This window comes from Vibrio sp. Vb0598, assembly GCF_033338935.1.
GTDB classification, from domain to species: Bacteria; Pseudomonadota; Gammaproteobacteria; order Enterobacterales; family Vibrionaceae; genus Vibrio; species Vibrio alginolyticus.
Genome location: NZ_JAWOTP010000083.1, coordinates 1 through 1,657, shown reverse-complemented (window position 1 = coordinate 1,657; position 1,657 = coordinate 1). Strand labels below are relative to the sequence as shown.

The following is a 1,657-nucleotide window of genomic DNA, read 5'->3' as shown; positions in this document are numbered from 1 at the left end:
CAGAACTCGTACTGACTTTGGTTCTTTCTATCAGCGCATTTTTTCTGCCAGTTACCACGCTTGAACGTGTATTGATGATCAGCAGTCTATTGCTGATTTTAATCGTCGAACTTATTAATTCCGCCGTAGAAGCGGTTGTCGACCGTGTCAGCGATGACTGGCATGAACTCAGTGGTCGAGCCAAAGACATTGGCTCTGCAGCAGTATTTGTTGCGCTATTTCTTGCCCTATTTGTTTGGGCGTCGTTCTTGCTTTAGTTTTATTCAAGAAAGTAACTTATGAAGACTGTTGATTCTCCAAAGAAAGGTATCCCATACGTTGCCTTTACTGTTCTACTCGCGCTGTATTTCGCTCTCGTGGTGAACATCCCAATCTATAAAGAACTCATTGGGATTTTCTCTAAGTTAGACGAAGTCAAAATCGGTTTCATTATCACTATTCCGATTTTCTTTTTTGCCGCGCTTAATTTCTTATTCAACCTATTTAGCTGGCCATGGGTTGGAAAGCCGTTCTTTATCTTGCTGCTAGTGGTCTCTAGCTTAGTAAGCTACGCAGGCTATAACTACGGAACGCTGTTTGACTCTGGGATGATCGCCAACATCGTCGAGACCGACTCGAGTGAAGCAAGCTCTTATCTCAGCACGTATTCGGTCGTTTGGACGACGTTAATGGGTGTGATTCCTGCCCTGATTGTGTTCAAAGTAAAGCTGCAACCACAACGCGGACAATGGCTACGCTTTGTGCTTACAAAACTGGTCGCGATGCTCGCTTCGTTAGCAGTTATTGCCGTGATTGCGGGGTTGTACTATCAAGATTACGCATCTGTGGGTCGCAATAACAGCTACCTGAAAAAAATGATCATCCCAACGCAATATGTCTACAGCGCGACAAGTTACGTAAAAGAAAATTACTTAACTACGCCACAGCCATATCGTGAAATCGGTACTGATGCACAGCAATCTTCGACCGCTTTACAGCAAGCGCAGGACAAACCGACGTTACTCGTTTTTGTAGTAGGTGAAACCGCACGTACTCAAAACTATCAACTGAATGGTTACGAGCGTGAAACTAACACCTACACTAGCCAATTAGATGTGATTTCTTTTAAAGATGTAGCGTCATGCGGCACTGCGACAGCGGTATCTGTACCATGCATGTTTTCTCAGTTAACGCGCAATCAATTTGACCGTAAACAAGCTGATAACCAAGACAACGCGTTAGATATCATGCAACGTGCAGGTATCGACCTACTGTGGAAAGAAAACGACGGTGGCGATAAAGAAGTCGCGCATAAGATCAAAAAAATCGAAGTAGACAGAAAGCAACAAAACGCACTGTGCAACGGTCAAACTTGTTACGACATGGCACTACTGAGTGACTTTGACCAAGAAGTGTCGAACATGAACGGTAACCGAGTTGTAGCCATGCACCTTATTGGCAGCCATGGCCCAACTTACTTCCAACGTTACCCGAAAGAGAAAGCGTTTTTCCAACCGGATTGCCCACGTGCAGACATTGAAAACTGCAGCGTCGAAGAGATCGTAAATACCTACGACAATACCATTCGTTACACAGACTTTGTCTTGGAACAAACCATCAACAAACTTAAAACGTTAGAAGACAAATACAACACTGCGTTGATTTATGTTTCTGACCA

At 44.0% G+C, this 1,657-nt stretch carries 2 protein-coding genes; both read left to right on the top strand.

The window, feature by feature from the left end; all coding sequences use genetic code 11:
• Positions 1-257: diacylglycerol kinase (locus R7Q38_RS23070; RefSeq protein ID WP_318114421.1), on the top strand; the 257-nt coding region annotated here is incomplete at its 5' end.
• Between the two features lie 21 nt (positions 258-278).
• Positions 279-1,657: phosphoethanolamine--lipid A transferase (locus R7Q38_RS23065; RefSeq protein WP_318114418.1), on the top strand; the 1,379-nt coding region annotated here is incomplete at its 3' end.